Here is a 14894-nt window from a genome sequence, read left to right as displayed (position 1 = left end):
TATCCGCGCGATTTCAAAACAGAACACTGCTGGGAGTTAACAGATGAAATCAGCACTTTTGGCCGCTGTCGCAACGTCGGCTCTGTTGCTGGCCGCGCCGGCCTCCGCGCAAGGCGTCAAGATCGGCATCCTGAACGATCAGTCCGGCGTCTACGCCGATTACGGCGGCAAGTATTCGGTCGAGGCAGCCAAGATGGCGATCGAGGATTTTGGCGGCGAGGTGCTCGGCCAGAAGGTCGAGATGGTCACCGCCGATCACCAGAACAAGCCCGATCTGGCGACGTCGATCGCGCGGCGCTGGTATGACGCCGATGGTGTCGACATGATCACGGAACTGACGACGTCGTCGGTGGCGCTCGCCGTGCAGGACCTGTCGAAGGAAAAGAAGAAGATCGACATCGTGGTCGGCGCGGCCACGTCGAGCATCACCGGGTCTGCGTGCTCGCCCTATGGTTTCCACTGGGCGTTCGACACCCATGCGCTCGCGGTCGGGACCGGCGGCGCGCTGACCAAGGCCGGCGGCGACAGCTGGTTCTTCCTCACGGCTGATTATGCGTTCGGCTACGCGTTGGAAAAGGACACCAGCGAGATCGTCACCGCCAATGGCGGCAAGGTGCTGGGCTCGGTCCGCGTGCCGCTCAACTCGTCGGACTTCTCCTCCTTCCTGCTGCAGGCGCAGAGTTCGAAGGCGAAGATCGTCGGCCTCGCTAATGCCGGCCAGGACACCACCAACTCGATCAAGCAGGCGGCCGAATTCGGCATCGTGCAGGGCGGCCAGAAGCTCGCCGGCCTGCTGATGACGCTCGCCGAGGTGCATGGTCTAGGCTTGCAGGCGGCGCAGGGCCTGGTGCTGACCGAAGGCTTTTATTGGGATCATAATGACACGACGCGCGCGTTCTCCGAGCGCTTCTTCAAGCGCACCGGGCGGATGCCGAGCATGATCCACGCCGGCACCTATTCGGCGACGTTGAGCTATCTGAAGGCGGTGAAGGCCGCCGGCACCAAGGACACCGAAGCCGTCGCCAAGAAGCTGAAGGAGCTGCCGGTCGACGATGCCTTCGCCAAGGGCAAGGTGCTCGAGAATGGCCGCATGGTCCACGACATGTATTTGTTCGAGGTGAAGAAGCCCTCGGAATCGAAGAAGCCGTGGGACTATTACAAGGAGATCGCGACGGTCCCCGGCGACAAGGCGTTCTTCACCGCCAAGGAAAGCGGCTGCCCGCTGACGAAGTGAGGCGATAAGCCAACGCTAGCGCCACACCCTTGCTGTCGTCCCGGCGCACGCCGGGACCCATAACCCCAGGGAGGAGTGTGGCGCGAGCTGGTAACTCCGAGTCTTCGCCAAATATCTCCCTGTGGGTATGGGTCCCGGATCGGCGCTCCGCTTCGCTACGCTTGTCCGGGACGTCGGCGGAATCCGTAGAGACCGTCTGCCTCACACCAGTCGCAACACCACCGCGCCCAGCGCCCCCACCCACAGCGCAAGCGCCGCGAGCGCCTGGATCAGAAACCCCGGGCCGCGCTTCGCCGCCGCCTTCGAATATCCGATGAAGTACACCACGCGGCCGATGATCCAGACCGCGCCGAGCGCGGCTGCGACGGTATCGCCGATATAGACCGCGGACAGCCAGAGCGACGGCAGGACAATCGGCATCCATTCCAGCGTGTTGGCCTGGATGCGAAAGGCGCGCTCGAAATCCGGATGGCCCGATGTCGCCGGCACCTTGATGCCCGTTCTCGAGCGCGCTCGCGAGACGTTGATGGTGACGAAGAGATAGAATGCAATCGCCAGCAGCGTGACGAGGGCGGTGAGATGATACATCGAAGCCTCCGGCAGTCAGATGCAGCTCAATAGCCGGTCAGCTCGAGATAGCCAACGCCGTGATGCGTGCCGGAGAAGCTGATCGGTCCTTCCCAGTAGGCAAAGCCGGTCCCCATCCACGCCCGCGGATTGAGCGGCTTGCAGGCAATCGAGAAGAACCGTGACGGGATCGCGATTTGCCATTCCACCGGCAGCTTGCGGCCCGCAACCTCTGCCGTCGCTTTCGGACTCATCTGGATATCGTTGCCCGCAATCATCTGCGTCTCGCCGCTGGCACTGATCCAGTTGCCGAACGGATAATCCTTGCCGTCCTTCTGGCGCAGCCGGTACAGCATCAACTTGTCGCCGGAGGCGAGGTGCAGCGACAGCCAGTCCCAACCGGTCTGGTCGGCGTCGAGCGGCTGGCTGCTCCATTCCCGATCCATCCAGGCCTGGCCGGATACATTGACCGGCTTGTCGTCGATGGTGAGCGTGCCGCGCGCGCGGTAGAACGGCTGGCTGTAATAATAGGACGCTTGCCCGCGTTCCGACTTGCAGCTGTAGCCGCCGTCGCCTTGCAAGACGACCGGGCGATCCGATTCAAGCGTGAGCGCGTAGCTGAAATCGATGCCGGATGCCTTCAGCGTCGCCGGTGACAGGGTATGATCGTCGGTGCGCTCAGAACCCTTCATCTCCCAATCGTCGATCCACGCCGCGAACGGTTTTGCTTCGACGTTGGCCTGCCCGATGCCGCCGCGGGAAAACAGCTCGTTGAAACGGTGGGTGTCGGCACGCGTCACCGCGGCATGCGCCATCCAGATCTGCTGATTGGCCCAGCCCTCGGCTTGCGGTCCCGGCTTTGCGGCCTGGCGGAACAGCGTCCATTGCAGCCCGCAGGCAGCGCCACTGCTGTCGACGAGGTTCGCCGTGAGATACCACCACTCGATACGAAATGCCGGATGTGGCCCGTGATCTCCGGGGAAGGTGAATGCCTTTCCGGGCGTGACCTTCGCAAAACCGTCGGCGGTCTCGCCGAGCCCGGCATAGCCTTGCGCATGTGCGCGACGCGCGAGGGCGAGCGCGGCGACGCCGCCGGCAAAGGCGCGCCGCGAAAGTTTCTCAGCGCTCATTGGCAAACACCTTGACGAGGCTCGCCGGCTGCATCCGCGCCAGGCGTAGCACCGGCAGCAGCGCGGCGAGCAGCGAGGCGATCAGCGCGACCGCGACCAGTTCGACCAGTTGCAGCGGGAAGACATGGAACGGCAGCCGCCACCCGAACGCCTTGACGTTCACGATCGCAATCAGGCACCACGCCACCAGCAGACCGAGCGGCACGGCGAGTAGCGAGGTGAACAGCGCCACCGACAGCGTCTTGGTCAGCTCGACCGCGGCAAGGCGCGGTCGCGTGATGCCGATCGCCCAGAGCGGGGCGAGCTGCGGCAGGCGCGAGTTGGCCAGCGTCAGCAGGCTGGTCAACAGTGCGATGCCGGCGACGCCGAGCGTGAAGGCATTCAGCGCCGACGTCACCGCAAAGGTGCGGTTGAAGATGCGGATCGATTCCGCCTTCACTGTCGCCTGGTCGGCCACGGCGCGGTCGTCGAGCGCGAACTGCTTCTGCAAGGCTGTGATCAGGACAGGGATACTGTCGCGCGGGACGATCAGCCCGATCCGTGTCTGCGGCGTTTGCGGAAACTGCCGGATCAGTGCGGCGACGTTCACCGCCAGCTGCCCTTTGGGGTTGCCGTAATCGGCATAGATGCCGACGATGTCGAGCTCCCAGGTCCCGCCCGGCGCCGGCACCTCGATGACGTCGCCGACGCGGACGTTGAGGCGGCGGCTCAGCTGCTCGCTGATGAAGGCGGCATTGCCGGGCACAAGCTGCGTCCAGGCGCGCGGCGCGGTCTCCAGCATCGGCCAGCGCTCGCGATAGAGCGCGTGATCGGGCAGGCCGAGCAATTCCACCGGCTGGCCCGCGACCAGCGTCTCCGCGCGCCCGCCCGACAGGATCGCCAAAACCTCGCTGCGGTCCTTCAGCCAGTTGCGGATCGCCACGCCTTGCGCATTGTCGGCGGCGCTGATGTAGACGTCGGCTGCGAGCCGTCCATCGAGCCAGCCGACGAAGGTGCGGCTGAACGTTTCCACCATGGTGGAGACCCCGACATTGACGGCCAGCGCGAGCAGCAGCGCCATCAGCGCCAGCGACAATCCCGACAGCTGCTGCCGGCTGTCGGCCCAGAACCACAGTGCCAACGGCCCGCGCGCAAAACGCTGGCCTGCGAGCAGCAGGATCTCGAGGAAGGCAGGCAGGATCAGCGCCGCACCAAGCATCAGCGCCGCCAGCAGGCCGAAGCCCGCGATCAGCGATTGTCCGTACTGGAGCAGCAGCAGTGCGACCGCGAACACGGCGCAGGCGGCGACGCTTTGCAGGATCAGCCAGCGGCGCTGTCGCTGCTGCCAGGCATGCGGCTGCGCGGTCGCCAGCACCGGCATCCTGATCGCCTTGATCAGGCTGGTCGCGGCCGCCACGATCGCACCGGCGACGCTGATGCCGATGCCGGCAAGCCACCATTCGGGCCGGAGCGTGAGCTGCCCGGGGATTTGTGCGCCATAGAGCCCGCGCAGCGACGCCGCCACGTCGGGCAACAGCGCCGCCGCGATGAAATAACCGCAGACGAGTCCGATCAGGCCGGCGACCAGCGCCAGTGCCACCAGCTCGATCACCAGCACGCTGTTGACCAGCCGCGCCGAGGCGCCGCAGGCGCGCAAGGTCCGCAGCATCGGCAGCCGCTGCTCGAAGGCAAGGCCGACGGCCGAATTGACGATGAAGAGGCCGACGAAGAACGACAGCAGGCCGAAGGCGGTGAGGTTGAGATGGAAACTGTCGGTCAGTCGCTCCAGCTCGGTCTCCGCGGTCGGCTCTATCAGCTGCAATTGGTCGCCGATGATGCTTGCGAGCGGCGCGGGCTTGCCCTTCGCCTTGCCGATCAAGAGGCGTGAGACCTGATCCGGCTTGTTCAGCAGCCGCTGCGCCACGCCGATATCGACCACCAGCACGTCGGGCACGAGCTGGGGCAGCACATGCAGCGGCGGCAGCTTTGCGCCGCTGCTGATGGCGAGCGTCGCGCCGTCCTGCTCATGCAAATCGCCCAGCGTCTCCTGCGCCACCAGCGTCTGGCCGGGCGCGGCAACGAAGCTGCCGAGATCGGCCGCGCCGAGGCGCGGCGCGTTGCCGACGTCGGCCGGCAGTGTCACCGGCTCAATGCCGAGCAGCCGCACCGAGCGTCCATTGATTTGAACGCGGCCTTCCAGCACCGGCGAGACCGGCCAGCCCGCGCGGCGGAGTTTGACGAACAGCTCTTGCGGAAACGTCGCCGCGTTCGGTGCCACCAGCATCGCGGTGCGGACACCGCCGAACGTCGCGGCCGCGCGGTCATAGGCGCTGCGGGCCTGCTGGTTGATCGCCTGGACGCCGCTCCACAGCGCCGTCGCCGCGATCAGGCCGATCAGCAGCGTTGCGAATTGCATCCGGTGCCGCCGCCAATGGCTGAGCAGCACGGCGAGCACCCACAGCGCGCGTCTCATGCGATCCGTCCCGCATGGAGGACGATGTGACGGTCGAGCGTGCCGGCCAGATGCAGGCTGTGCGTCACCATCAGGAAGCCGCAGCCGGTGCGCGCGACGAGGTCGCGCGTCAGCGCCAGCACGTCGTCGGCGGTGGCTTCATCGAGATTGCCGGTGGGCTCGTCCGCGAGCAGCAGCGATGGTTTCGTCGCCAGCGCCCGGCCGATCGCGACCCGCTGCTGCTGTCCGCCCGATAATTGCTCTGGATAACGCTTGAGCAGGCCGTCGAGCCCGAGCCGTTCGGTCAGCTCCCTGGTCCAGGCCGTATCGTGCCGGCCGGCGATGCGCGCCTGGAAGGCGAGATTGTCGGCGACCGACAGGCTCGGGATCAGGTTGAACTGCTGAAAAACCAGGCCGATCCGGTCTCGTCGCAGCTCGGCGCGGCCGGCATCGGAGAGCTTCGTGACCTCGGTGTCCTCCAGACGGATCGTGCCGCCATCGGCGGCATCCAGCCCGGCGATCAGGTGCAGCAGCGTGCTCTTGCCGCTGCCGGACTCGCCGGTCAGCGCGACGCGCTCGCCGGCCTTGAGGTCGAGATCGACGCCGCGCAGCACATGAACCGGCTCTGCGGCCGAGGAGAAGGTTTTGGAGAGGTTTCGGATGCTCAGCAAGATCAATGCGCCGGACGGAATTAACTCCATGCTGCGTAGCACACTTACTGTGGAAATGCCGGGGTTGCGTTGCCGTTCAAGCCGTTGTTAGCTCACGAGACGGCCGGATCAAAAGTGCCGAAAAAAGACATACGGGGAGAATGATGAGCGCTCAGGGAATGCCGTCCGCGGCGGCTAAGACGGCAGGGGTAACTAAGGAAACGCCGAAGGGCGCCTGGACCGTCACTTTTCTCCTCTTTCTCTTCATGGTGGTGAACTTCGCGGACAAGATCGTCGTCGGCCTCGCCGGCGTGCCGATCATGACCGATCTGAAGCTCGAGCCTGCGCAATTCGGCATGCTCGGCTCCTCGTTCTTCATCCTGTTCTCGGTCTCGGCGATCGTGGTCGGCTTCATCGTCAACAAGGTGCCGACGCGCTGGGTACTGCTGACGCTGGCGGTGATCTGGGCGCTGGCGCAGTTTCCGATGGTCGGCACCGTCTCCTTCACCACGCTGCTGATCTGCCGCATCGTGCTTGGCGCTGGCGAAGGCCCGGCCTTCTCGGTCGCTGCGCACGCGATCTACAAATGGTTCCCGGATGAGAAGCGCACGCTGCCGACCGCGATCCTGTCGCAGGGTTCGGCCTTCGGCGTCATCCTCGCCGTGCCCGCGCTGAACTGGGTCATCGTCAATCACTCCTGGCATTACGCCTTCGGCGCACTCGGTGTCGTCGGCCTGATCTGGGTCTGTGCCTGGCTGGCGCTCGGCAAGGAGGGCCCGCTCGAGGACACGAAGGCGCTCGCGGCCAACGAGCCGAAGATTCCCTACATCCAGCTGCTGACCTCGCGCACTTTCCTGGGCTGCGTGATCGCGACCTTCGGCGCCTATTGGGCGCTGTCGCTCGGGCTGACCTGGTTCACCGCGTTCATCATCACGGGTCTCGGCTTCTCGCAGGAGCAGGCCGGCTTCATCTCGATCCTGCCCTGGGTGTTCGGCGCCACCATCGTCATCCTGACGGGCTGGATCTCGCAGGTCATGATGGCGCGCGGCTACTCCACGCGCATCTCGCGCGGTGTGCTCGGCTCGGTGCCGCTGATCATCGGCGGCCTGATCCTGGCGACGATGCCGCACGTTCAGGGCGCGGGCCTGCAGATCGCGCTGCTCGTCGTCGGCTCGGGTCTCTGCGGTGCGATCTACGTGGTCTGCCCGCCGATGCTCGGCGAATTCACCCCGGCCTCGCAGCGCGGCGCCATCATCGCGATCTACGGGGCGCTCTACACGCTCTCCGGCATCATCGCACCGATGGTGATGGGCACCGTGATCCAGCGCGCCGGCAGCATGCTGAACGGCTACATGACCGGCTTCACCATCAACGCAGTGGTGATGGTCGGCTCCGGCGTCATCGGCCTGCTGCTGCTCTGGCCGAACACCGAGAAGGCCCGCCTGACCCGTGGCGCGGCGCCGCGGGAGGCCGGGCTGAAGGGCGCGGTGTCACCGACGTAAGCGACGGGCAAGCAGCCCGCTCCAATCACAGCTGTCGTCCCGGGGCGCGCGTAGCGCGAGCCCGGGACCCATAACCACAGGGAGTGGTTTGGGACGAGGCTGGCAACTCCGAGTCTTCGCAAAACGATTGCTGCGGCGTATGGGTCCCGGCCTTCGCCGGGACGACAGCAGAGATTGAGGCGCGACCTTCGCGCCTCGTACTCCGCCTAATTCACCCCCTGCGCACCCCGGATCAGCTTCCCCGGCCGGCGTCCTGTCGCCTCGCCGTGCCGTCGCGTCACCACGCCCGACACGATCGTGGCCTCATAGCCGTCGACATCCTGCAACAGCCGACGGCCGCCGACCGGCAGGTCGTAGTGCACCTTCGGCGGATGCAGATGCAGCCGGTCGTAGTCGATCACGTTGACGTCGGCCTTGTAGCCGGGCGCGATCAAGCCGCGATCGGTCAGCCCGACCGACAGCGCGGTCTTGCGTGACTGCGCGGCGACCACGAACGAGATCGTCAGCTTTTCGCCGCGTTTGCGATCACGCGTCCAGTGCGTCAGCAGATAGGTCGGGAAGCTGGCGTCGCAGATGATGCCGCAATGCGCGCCGCCGTCGGAGAGGCCGGGCACGGACTGCGGATCGATCAGCATCTCGCGGGTCGCGTCGAGATTGCCGTCGGCATAGTTGAGGAACGGTACATAGAGCATGCCGCGGCCCTCGTCCGATAGCATCGCGTCATAAGCGAGCTCCTCCGGCTGCCGGCCCTGCTTGCGCGCCTGCGGGCCCAGTGCGTTCTCCGGCGGCTGTTCATAATCCGGGGGATCGCCGAGCAGGAACATCTTGTCGTAGTTCGGACGGAAGAACAGCGGATCGTCGGTCGACGTCGCGGTCTCGCTCAAAATCGCCTTGCGCACCTCGCTCTGATGCAGCCGCGCCAGCCTCTCCCCAAGCGGCAGTTGCGCGATCGCCTTGTAGCTCGGATGGGTCTGGAACGGGTTGCGCGACAGCTCGAGCCCGAGCAGGAGGCCAACCGGGCGCGCCGCGATCTGCGCGGTGATGGAGAGGCCGCGCTTGGCCGCCGCATTGATCTCGTCCAGCGTCTGGCGCCAGCGGTTGGGCGACTTGTCGTTCTGGGTGATCGAGAACGAGATCGGGCACCTTGTGCTGTCCGCCACCCGCAGCATCATCGGCAGATCTTCGTGGATGGTGGAGAGATCCAGCACGAATTGCAGCACGCTGCGGCCCTGGCTGTGCATCGCTCCGGCAATGGCGGTGAGTTCGTCTTCGCCCGCCTTCAGCGTCGGCGTGAAATCGCCGGTCGAAGTGCGGTGATTGAGCGTGCGCGAGGTCGAGAAGCCGAGCGCGCCGGAGCGCACCGCCTCGCCCGCGAGCTTTGCCATCGCAGCGTTGTCTTCCGCCGTCGAGGGATCGCGGCGTGCGCCACGCTCGCCCATGACATAGACCCGCAGCGCCGCATGCGGCAGCTGCGCGCCGACGTCGATGTCGAAATCGCGCTTCGACAGCCAGTCCATGTAATCCGGAAAGCTTTCCCACGCCCAGGGAATGCCGGCGCTCAGCACGGGCTCCGGAATGTCCTCGACGCCTTCCATCAGCTGGATCAGGCGGACGTGATCGGCCGGCTTGCACGGCGCAAAGCCAACGCCGCAATTTCCCATGATCGCGGTGGTGACGCCGTTCTGCGACGACGGCGTGATGTCCTGGCTCCAGGTGACCTGGCCGTCATAATGGGTGTGCACGTCGACGAAGCCCGGCGTCACCAGCTTGCCGCGCGCGTCGATCTCCTCGCGGCCCTTGGCCGAGACCTTGCCGACCTCGCTGATCTTGCCGCCGGTGATGGCGACGTCAGCCTCGAACAGCTCGCCGCCACGCCCGTCCGCGACGGTGCCGCCGCGGATCACGAGATCAGGGGTGCTCATGTGTTTCTTCCCGTTTTGTTGTTTTGCTTGTCGTCCCGGCCTAGTGCGCAATTGCGCACGGGGGGGCCGGGACCCATAACCACAACCCTTAGTTTGGCGAAGACTGGTCATGACCAGCTCGCGCCACAACTAGCTTCGTGAGTATGGGTCCCGGCCTTCGCCGGGACGACAACTTAATTCGCAGCTCAAGCCTTGGCTTGCGTCTTCCGTTCGGTAAACGGCGACAGCACGACTGTTGCGATCATGAAGATCACGGAGGCGCCGAACACCCAGTGCGGTGCGCTCTGGTCCATGATCCAGCCGAACAGCAGCGGGCTGATGATGCCGCCGAGATTGAAACCGGTGGAGACGATGCCGAAGGCGCGGCCCGCTGCACCGGGAGGCGCGGCGTTGCGCACCAGCATGTCCCGCGACGGCGCGATCACGCCGGAGAGAAAACCCGCGGTCGCCATCGTGGCGGTCAAGGCCCAGCCCGGCAGCGTGACCAGCGCGATCAGCAGCACGATGGCCGCATTCGCGGCAAAGCAGGCGGCGGCGACATAGCCGTGGCGCTCGGTGCGGTCGGCGAGGAAACCGCCCGCGAGCACGCCCGCGGCGCCAAAGCCGAGGAACGCGGTCAGCGCGACATTGGCGACGGAATAGGTTGCGCCATAGCCGCTCATCAGCGCCACCACGCCGAAATTGTTGATGCCAGCCACCGACAGGCTGAGCAGCATGAACAGTGCGGTCAGCGTGATCAGCGCCGGCGTGATGACGGCCTGCTTCGGCATGTCAGCGTTGCCCGGCTTGCTCTTGTGCGCGCCGGCATCGGGAATGTTCATGGCAACCAGCAGCAGCGCCACCAGCACGCCGATCGCGCCCGATGCGATCAACGCGCCGACGCCGCCGGACACGGTGATCAGCGCGGCGACGATCGCCGGCGCAACGGCACCACCGAAATAGCCGGCAAAGGTGTGGATCGAGAAGGCGCGGCCCATCCGCGCCTCGTCCATGTGCTCGGCGAGGATCGCGTAATCGGCGGGATGGTAGACGCTGTTGGCGAGCCCGAGCAGCACGGCGCAGGCGATCAGCGAGGCGTAGCTCGGATGCAGGCCGAGCATGATCAGTGCGAGCCCGCCGAGCGTCAGTCCGCCAAGCAGGATTTTTCGCGCGCCAAAATGGTCGACGAGATAGCCGGTCGGCGCCTGCGTCAGCCCGGAGACGACGGCGGACACGGTCAGCGCGAAGCCGAGCTCGACATAGCCGACGCCAAGCTGCCCTTTGAGGAACGGGAACAGCATCGGCAGGACCAGCAGATGGAAATGGCTGACCCAATGCGCGATCGAAATCCCGGTCAGCGTGCGCAGCGCGCTGTCCGCCTTGCCTTGTTGCGGTGCGGCGAGAACGTCGACCATTGCAGTTCCGATTCAGTCTCAGGAAGCGCGCAAACTATCGGGGACACCGGTTATTTGTCCATGAACGCAGGCGCATGGCAGGTAGTGCGGGTGGGGGCGCTGCCGCGTTGAGGGATTATTCGGTGGTGCAGTGAGGCGCACTGCGCTCCCTCCCCCCTTGCGGGGGAGGGCGGGGGAGAGGGGTAGCCCAGGAAAAATTGTGTCGGTCATCAAGAGGAAAAGATCGATGGAGTCCCCGTGAGAACCCCTCTCCCTAACCCTCCCCCGCAAGGGGGGAGGGGACGCACCGTTCGTGAGGCGAGAGTGCCCCCCTCACAACGGCTCGTCGTCATTCCCATCGCGATCGCGCTTCGGGGTAGCGATGTCGCCATCCTCGTAGTCGTCGTCGGTGTCGCGCGGCGGCCTGGGCTTTTTGGCCTTGTCGGCTGCGGGCTTCGTTTTCGGCGGTTCGCTCGGCTTGGCGGATTTGGCCATGACTGATCCCGGATGGTGATGCGTCACCCGATTCTCACCGCAAGATCTAAGCGGTTCCTGACTTATCTCAAGGCTGCGACGATAGCGTCAGGCGTGCACCACCGGCCCGCCCGCCTTCTTCCAGGCGTCGATGCCACCGGCGATATGCGCGGTGTTGGAAAGGCCGGCCTCCTTGGCAGCCGCAACAGCCATCGCGGAGCGCTCGCCGAAGGCGCAAAAGAACACGACACGGCGGCCGGTGGCGGCGGCGACTTCGCGCAGCATGCCGCCGGGCTTGAGGCTTTCCTCCACGCTCGGATACGGCGTGTGCAGCGCGCCCTCGAGCATGCCGTGCTTCATCCGCTCATTGGTTTCGCGCAGATCCACCAGCAGGATGTCGGGCCGATGGAGTGAGCGGATCGCCTCGGTTGCGCTGAGCGCGCGGCCCTCTTTCTCCAGCTCTTCCTGATGCAGGCCGACCCGCATATTGGCGGGCACTGCCACGTCCATCATCTTCGGATTGGGCAGCTTCAGATTCGCCATCAGCTCGATATATTCGTCGACCGAGTGCACCTGCAGCCGCGGATTGTAGCGCTTCTCCTCGCCGATGGTGGAGACGGTGTCGCCCTTGTAGTCATGCGCCGGGAACACCATCGTCTCGTCCGGCAGCTTGAGCAGCCGGTTGAAGATCGATTCGTACTGCGCGCGCGACGAACCGTTCTGGAAGTCGGTGCGGCCGGTGCCGCGGATCAGCAGCGTATCGCCGGTGAAGACGCGGTCGCCCATCAGATAGGAATAGGAATCGTCGGTGTGACCCGGCGTGTACATCACGTCGAGCGACAGGCCTTCGATGGTGACCTTGTCGCCGTCGGCGACCCGCATCGCCACCACGTCGGCCTTGGTCTGATCGCCCATCACGGTCATGCAATGGGTGCGGTCGCGCAGCTCGCCGAGGCCGGTGACGTGGTCGGCGTGCAGATGGGTGTCGACGGCCTTGACCAGCTTGAGGTCGAGTTCGCGCAGCAGCTGGCAGTAGCGATCGACCTTCTCCAGCACGGGATCAAGGATCAGCGCCTCGCCACCGGGGCGGCTGGCAAGGACGTAGCTGTAGGTGCCCGAAACGCTGTCAAAGAGCTGGCGAAAGATCATGGCAACACCCGGCGTGGACTGGTTTCGATGATTCTACTACGCCGGAGGCTGAGAAGAGAAGTAATGTGCTGTTGAAATAAGAAAATTTAGAAGATTTTTATTGCGGCTTACGGTCTCAGGCGGGTCTCCAAAACTCGCTGTCGTCCCGGCCTAGTGCGCAATTGCGCACTAGGCCGGGACGACAGCGGAGTGTTTAGCCCCCTACGGCCTCACCACCGTGTACCCATTCTCCGCCAGAAACAGGATCTGCCCGACGCCCACCTGCACCGGCGTCGCGGCGGGAATGAACTCCGGCCGCTTGCCCGTCTCCCGCTCGATCGTATCGACCGTGTTGAGGCAGATGTCGAAACGCACGCCCTGCGCGATCAGGCTCTCGACCTGCTTGCGGCGCTCGCTGCCGGATAGCAGAAGGTCGATGCCGGGACCGAAGGCGACGACCTCCACCGCGATCTTGTCGGGGTCGTAAGCCCTGAGCAGATTGTTGGCGACGCTCAGCACCAGCGCCTGCTTCTTCGCGTCGCCGTCGGAGAGCTGCAGCACGATCTTGTGCTCGGCGAACGGCTTGTCCTGAAGCGGCACTTGTTGCGCTGAAGCCAATGTCGGCGCGGCCAGGACAAGCAGCGCCAGCAGCATTGTGCGAAAGATTTGCAGCCGCATCACGCCTATCCTGCAATGCCTGGATTGCCGTCGACGCCCCTGAGCGTGACGCCGGTGCCGAGGCGCTCCTGAAACATTCGGCCCGAGCGCAGATATTTTCCAACGACGTCCCACACCGGGGCGCCCTGCTGGCCGTTGACCGAAGCCCAGCCGGCGACCTTGTAGTGCCGGTCGGCACCGAGCGCCTTGCCATTGGTGAGCTTGAGCTCGGAGATGCGGCTGCCGATCGCGTTGGTGGGGCTGCAGGCGTAGCTCAGCCCGCCGGCGCGCACCATATCGCCGCCTTGCTGGTAATAGGGATCGGTGTTGAACAGATTGTCGCAGATGTCCTCCAGCACGTCCTTGATCTGCGCGCCGGTCATCTCCTGCACATAGGTCTCGGGATAGGTGATCGCGGTTTCCGCGAGCACATCCTCCATGGTGATCGGCTGGCCCGACAAGGCGGTGACGCCCCAGCGGAAGCCCGGCGACAGCGCGATCTCGGCGTCGAGCTCGGTGCGCAACGCGGTGCAGATCAGCTCGTCGACGGGACCAGCGAAATTATCGCGGCGATAGAGCAGGCGATCCGGCGTTGCGATCTTCTCCGACCAGTCGGTCACATGCGGCGCGCGCAGCTTTCCGATCAGCTCCGCCATCGCAGGGTCGGGCTTCAGCAGCTCGGAATAGACCGGCAGCAGATGATACCTGATATCGCTGACCTTGCCCTTGTCGAGCGCGAGATCGAGCACGCCCAGAAATTTCCCGTTGGAGCCGGCATTGGTGACGAGCGTCGTACCGCTGGCGTTCTTCACGGCGATCGGCTGCGGCACGGCATCATGGGTGTGGCCGCCGAGGATGACGTCGATGCCGGTGACGCGGCTGGCGAGCTTGAGGTCGACGTCCATGCCGTTATGCGACAGCAGGATCACCGCATCGACCTTGTCGGCACCGCGTAAGCTGTCGACCTGCTTCTGCAGCTCTTCCTCGCGGATGCCAAAGGTCCAGTCCGGCGTGAAGCGCTTGGGATGCGCGATCGGCACGTAAGGAAAAGCCTGGCCGATGATCGCCACGCGATGGCCACCGAGCTCCTTGATGGTCGATGGCTTGAACGCGCGCCCCGTCGCCTTGTCGAAGGCAGGTGCGTCGTTGAACGCCGCTTCCTCGGTCAGGAAGACGTTCTGTGCCAGAAACTCGCCCTTGAAGTGCTCGAGATTCTCCCGCAACGCCTGCTCGCCATAGGTGAATTCCCAATGTCCGGTCATCGCCTCGATGCCGAGCAGATTGGCGACCTCGACCATGTCGCGGCCCTGCATGACGTTGGCAAGGCCGGTGCCCTGCCAGAGATCGCCGCCGTCGACCAGCATCGCGTGCTTGTCGCCGACATCGCCGCGCAGGCGGTCGATCAACGTCTTCAGATGGGCGAAACCGCCGAGCTTGCCGAAGCGTCCGGCGGACTTCTCGAACTCGACACAGCTGAAAGCATAGGCGTCGGCGCTGTCGGGCCGGATGCCGAAGTGCTCCAGAAACGCGCGGCCGACCAGATGCGGCGGCCGTCCCGCCATCTCGCCGATGCCGATATTGACGCTGGGCTCGCGGAAATAGACCGGGTTGAGCTGCGCATGCGTGTCGGTGAGGTGGAGGATCCGCGCGTTGCCGAACCGCTCGATGTCGTAAATGCTCGCGGCTTCGGTGCCGCGCGCAAACCGCGGCAACGCAAGCGATGCGGCAGCAATGGCTGAGCTCTTCAGGAAATCGCGGCGGCGGATCGCCATCACCAATTCTCCGCACCTATTCTCGGCAGTTCGACGGTTCCGGTGTCATCAAGT

At 65.2% G+C, this 14894-nt stretch carries 12 protein-coding genes; 2 read left to right on the top strand and 10 right to left on the bottom strand.

Annotation, left to right across the window (positions count from 1 at the left end; all coding sequences use genetic code 11):
- The first annotated feature begins 43 nt into the window (after nucleotides 1-43).
- Nucleotides 44-1234: an ABC transporter substrate-binding protein gene (locus NLM32_RS44945; RefSeq protein ID WP_254135037.1), complete on the top strand. Its 1191-nt coding sequence runs from the start codon at nucleotides 44-46 to the stop codon at nucleotides 1232-1234.
- Between the two features lie 201 nt (nucleotides 1235-1435).
- Here the strand turns inward: NLM32_RS44945 and NLM32_RS44940 are convergent, their stop codons facing one another.
- Genes NLM32_RS44940 through NLM32_RS44925 form a run of 4 tightly spaced genes read right to left on the bottom strand, consistent with a single transcriptional unit; the run spans nucleotide 1436 to nucleotide 6033 of the window.
- Nucleotides 1436-1822: an MAPEG family protein gene (locus tag NLM32_RS44940; RefSeq protein WP_254135036.1), complete on the bottom strand. Its 387-nt coding sequence runs from the start codon at nucleotides 1820-1822 to the stop codon at nucleotides 1436-1438.
- 26 nt (nucleotides 1823-1848) lie between these two features.
- On the bottom strand, nucleotides 1849-2931 hold the full coding sequence (locus NLM32_RS44935; protein WP_254135035.1) for a lipocalin-like domain-containing protein: 1083 nt from the start codon (nucleotides 2929-2931) through the stop codon (nucleotides 1849-1851).
- Complete coding sequence (locus tag NLM32_RS44930) at nucleotides 2921-5383, bottom strand: ABC transporter permease (RefSeq protein WP_254135034.1); 2463 nt, start codon at nucleotides 5381-5383, stop codon at nucleotides 2921-2923. The genes NLM32_RS44935 and NLM32_RS44930 overlap by 11 nt, the downstream gene beginning before the upstream one ends.
- Entirely contained in the window at nucleotides 5380-6033 is a 654-nt protein-coding gene (locus NLM32_RS44925; protein WP_254135033.1) for an ABC transporter ATP-binding protein, read from the bottom strand. The genes NLM32_RS44930 and NLM32_RS44925 overlap by 4 nt, the downstream gene beginning before the upstream one ends.
- Nucleotides 6034-6176: 143 nt before the next feature.
- On the opposite strand from NLM32_RS44925, the gene NLM32_RS44920 reads away from it, so the two are divergent.
- On the top strand, nucleotides 6177-7514 hold the full coding sequence (locus NLM32_RS44920; protein ID WP_254135565.1) for an MFS transporter: 1338 nt from the start codon (nucleotides 6177-6179) through the stop codon (nucleotides 7512-7514).
- Between the two features lie 206 nt (nucleotides 7515-7720).
- Here the strand turns inward: NLM32_RS44920 and NLM32_RS44915 are convergent, their stop codons facing one another.
- The 6 genes from NLM32_RS44915 to soxB all read right to left on the bottom strand — a co-directional run bounded on the left by NLM32_RS44915 (nucleotide 7721) and on the right by soxB (nucleotide 14840).
- Nucleotides 7721-9436, bottom strand: a complete 1716-nt coding sequence (locus NLM32_RS44915; protein ID WP_254135032.1) for an amidohydrolase family protein — start codon at nucleotides 9434-9436, stop codon at nucleotides 7721-7723.
- A 185-nt stretch (nucleotides 9437-9621) separates the two neighbouring features.
- The gene (locus NLM32_RS44910; protein WP_254135031.1) at nucleotides 9622-10830 is read right to left on the bottom strand and encodes an MFS transporter; all 1209 of its coding nucleotides are present in this window, start codon (nucleotides 10828-10830) and stop codon (nucleotides 9622-9624) included.
- Between the two features lie 312 nt (nucleotides 10831-11142).
- Nucleotides 11143-11304: a hypothetical protein gene (locus NLM32_RS44905; protein ID WP_254135030.1), complete on the bottom strand. Its 162-nt coding sequence runs from the start codon at nucleotides 11302-11304 to the stop codon at nucleotides 11143-11145.
- Between the two features lie 87 nt (nucleotides 11305-11391).
- Entirely contained in the window at nucleotides 11392-12432 is a 1041-nt protein-coding gene (locus NLM32_RS44900) for an MBL fold metallo-hydrolase (RefSeq protein WP_254135029.1), read from the bottom strand.
- Between the two features lie 201 nt (nucleotides 12433-12633).
- Nucleotides 12634-13089 carry a hypothetical protein gene (locus tag NLM32_RS44895; RefSeq protein WP_375143620.1) on the bottom strand — a complete coding sequence of 152 codons (456 nt, stop codon included), beginning with the start codon at nucleotides 13087-13089 and terminating at the stop codon, nucleotides 12634-12636.
- Nucleotides 13090-13094: 5 nt separating this feature from the next.
- A complete protein-coding gene (gene soxB, locus NLM32_RS44890; protein WP_254135028.1) occupies nucleotides 13095-14840 on the bottom strand; it encodes a thiosulfohydrolase SoxB in 1746 nt (581 codons plus the stop codon).
- Between the last annotated feature and the right edge of the window lie 54 nt (nucleotides 14841-14894).

Source organism: Bradyrhizobium sp. CCGUVB14 (assembly GCF_024199935.1).
GTDB lineage: Bacteria > Pseudomonadota > Alphaproteobacteria > Rhizobiales > Xanthobacteraceae > Bradyrhizobium.
Note: the sequence above shows the minus strand (reverse complement) of the source record. Positions and strands in the feature narration are given on the sequence as shown.

What these genes read in the sequence shown, in the direction of transcription:
- NLM32_RS44895 (WP_375143620.1), bottom strand. Translation starts at nt 13,089, where the DNA reads ATGCGGCTGCAAATCTTTCGCACAATGCTGCTGGCGCTGCTTGTCCTG.
- NLM32_RS44945 (WP_254135037.1), top strand. Translation starts at nt 44, where the DNA reads ATGAAATCAGCACTTTTGGCCGCTGTCGCAACGTCGGCTCTGTTGCTG.
- soxB (WP_254135028.1), bottom strand. Translation starts at nt 14,840, where the DNA reads ATGGCGATCCGCCGCCGCGATTTCCTGAAGAGCTCAGCCATTGCTGCC.
- NLM32_RS44920 (WP_254135565.1), top strand. Translation starts at nt 6,177, where the DNA reads ATGAGCGCTCAGGGAATGCCGTCCGCGGCGGCTAAGACGGCAGGGGTA.
- NLM32_RS44930 (WP_254135034.1), bottom strand. Translation starts at nt 5,383, where the DNA reads ATGAGACGCGCGCTGTGGGTGCTCGCCGTGCTGCTCAGCCATTGGCGG.
- NLM32_RS44905 (WP_254135030.1), bottom strand. Translation starts at nt 11,304, where the DNA reads ATGGCCAAATCCGCCAAGCCGAGCGAACCGCCGAAAACGAAGCCCGCA.
- NLM32_RS44940 (WP_254135036.1), bottom strand. Translation starts at nt 1,822, where the DNA reads ATGTATCATCTCACCGCCCTCGTCACGCTGCTGGCGATTGCATTCTAT.
- NLM32_RS44910 (WP_254135031.1), bottom strand. Translation starts at nt 10,830, where the DNA reads ATGGTCGACGTTCTCGCCGCACCGCAACAAGGCAAGGCGGACAGCGCG.
- NLM32_RS44915 (WP_254135032.1), bottom strand. Translation starts at nt 9,436, where the DNA reads ATGAGCACCCCTGATCTCGTGATCCGCGGCGGCACCGTCGCGGACGGG.
- NLM32_RS44900 (WP_254135029.1), bottom strand. Translation starts at nt 12,432, where the DNA reads ATGATCTTTCGCCAGCTCTTTGACAGCGTTTCGGGCACCTACAGCTAC.
- NLM32_RS44935 (WP_254135035.1), bottom strand. Translation starts at nt 2,931, where the DNA reads ATGAGCGCTGAGAAACTTTCGCGGCGCGCCTTTGCCGGCGGCGTCGCC.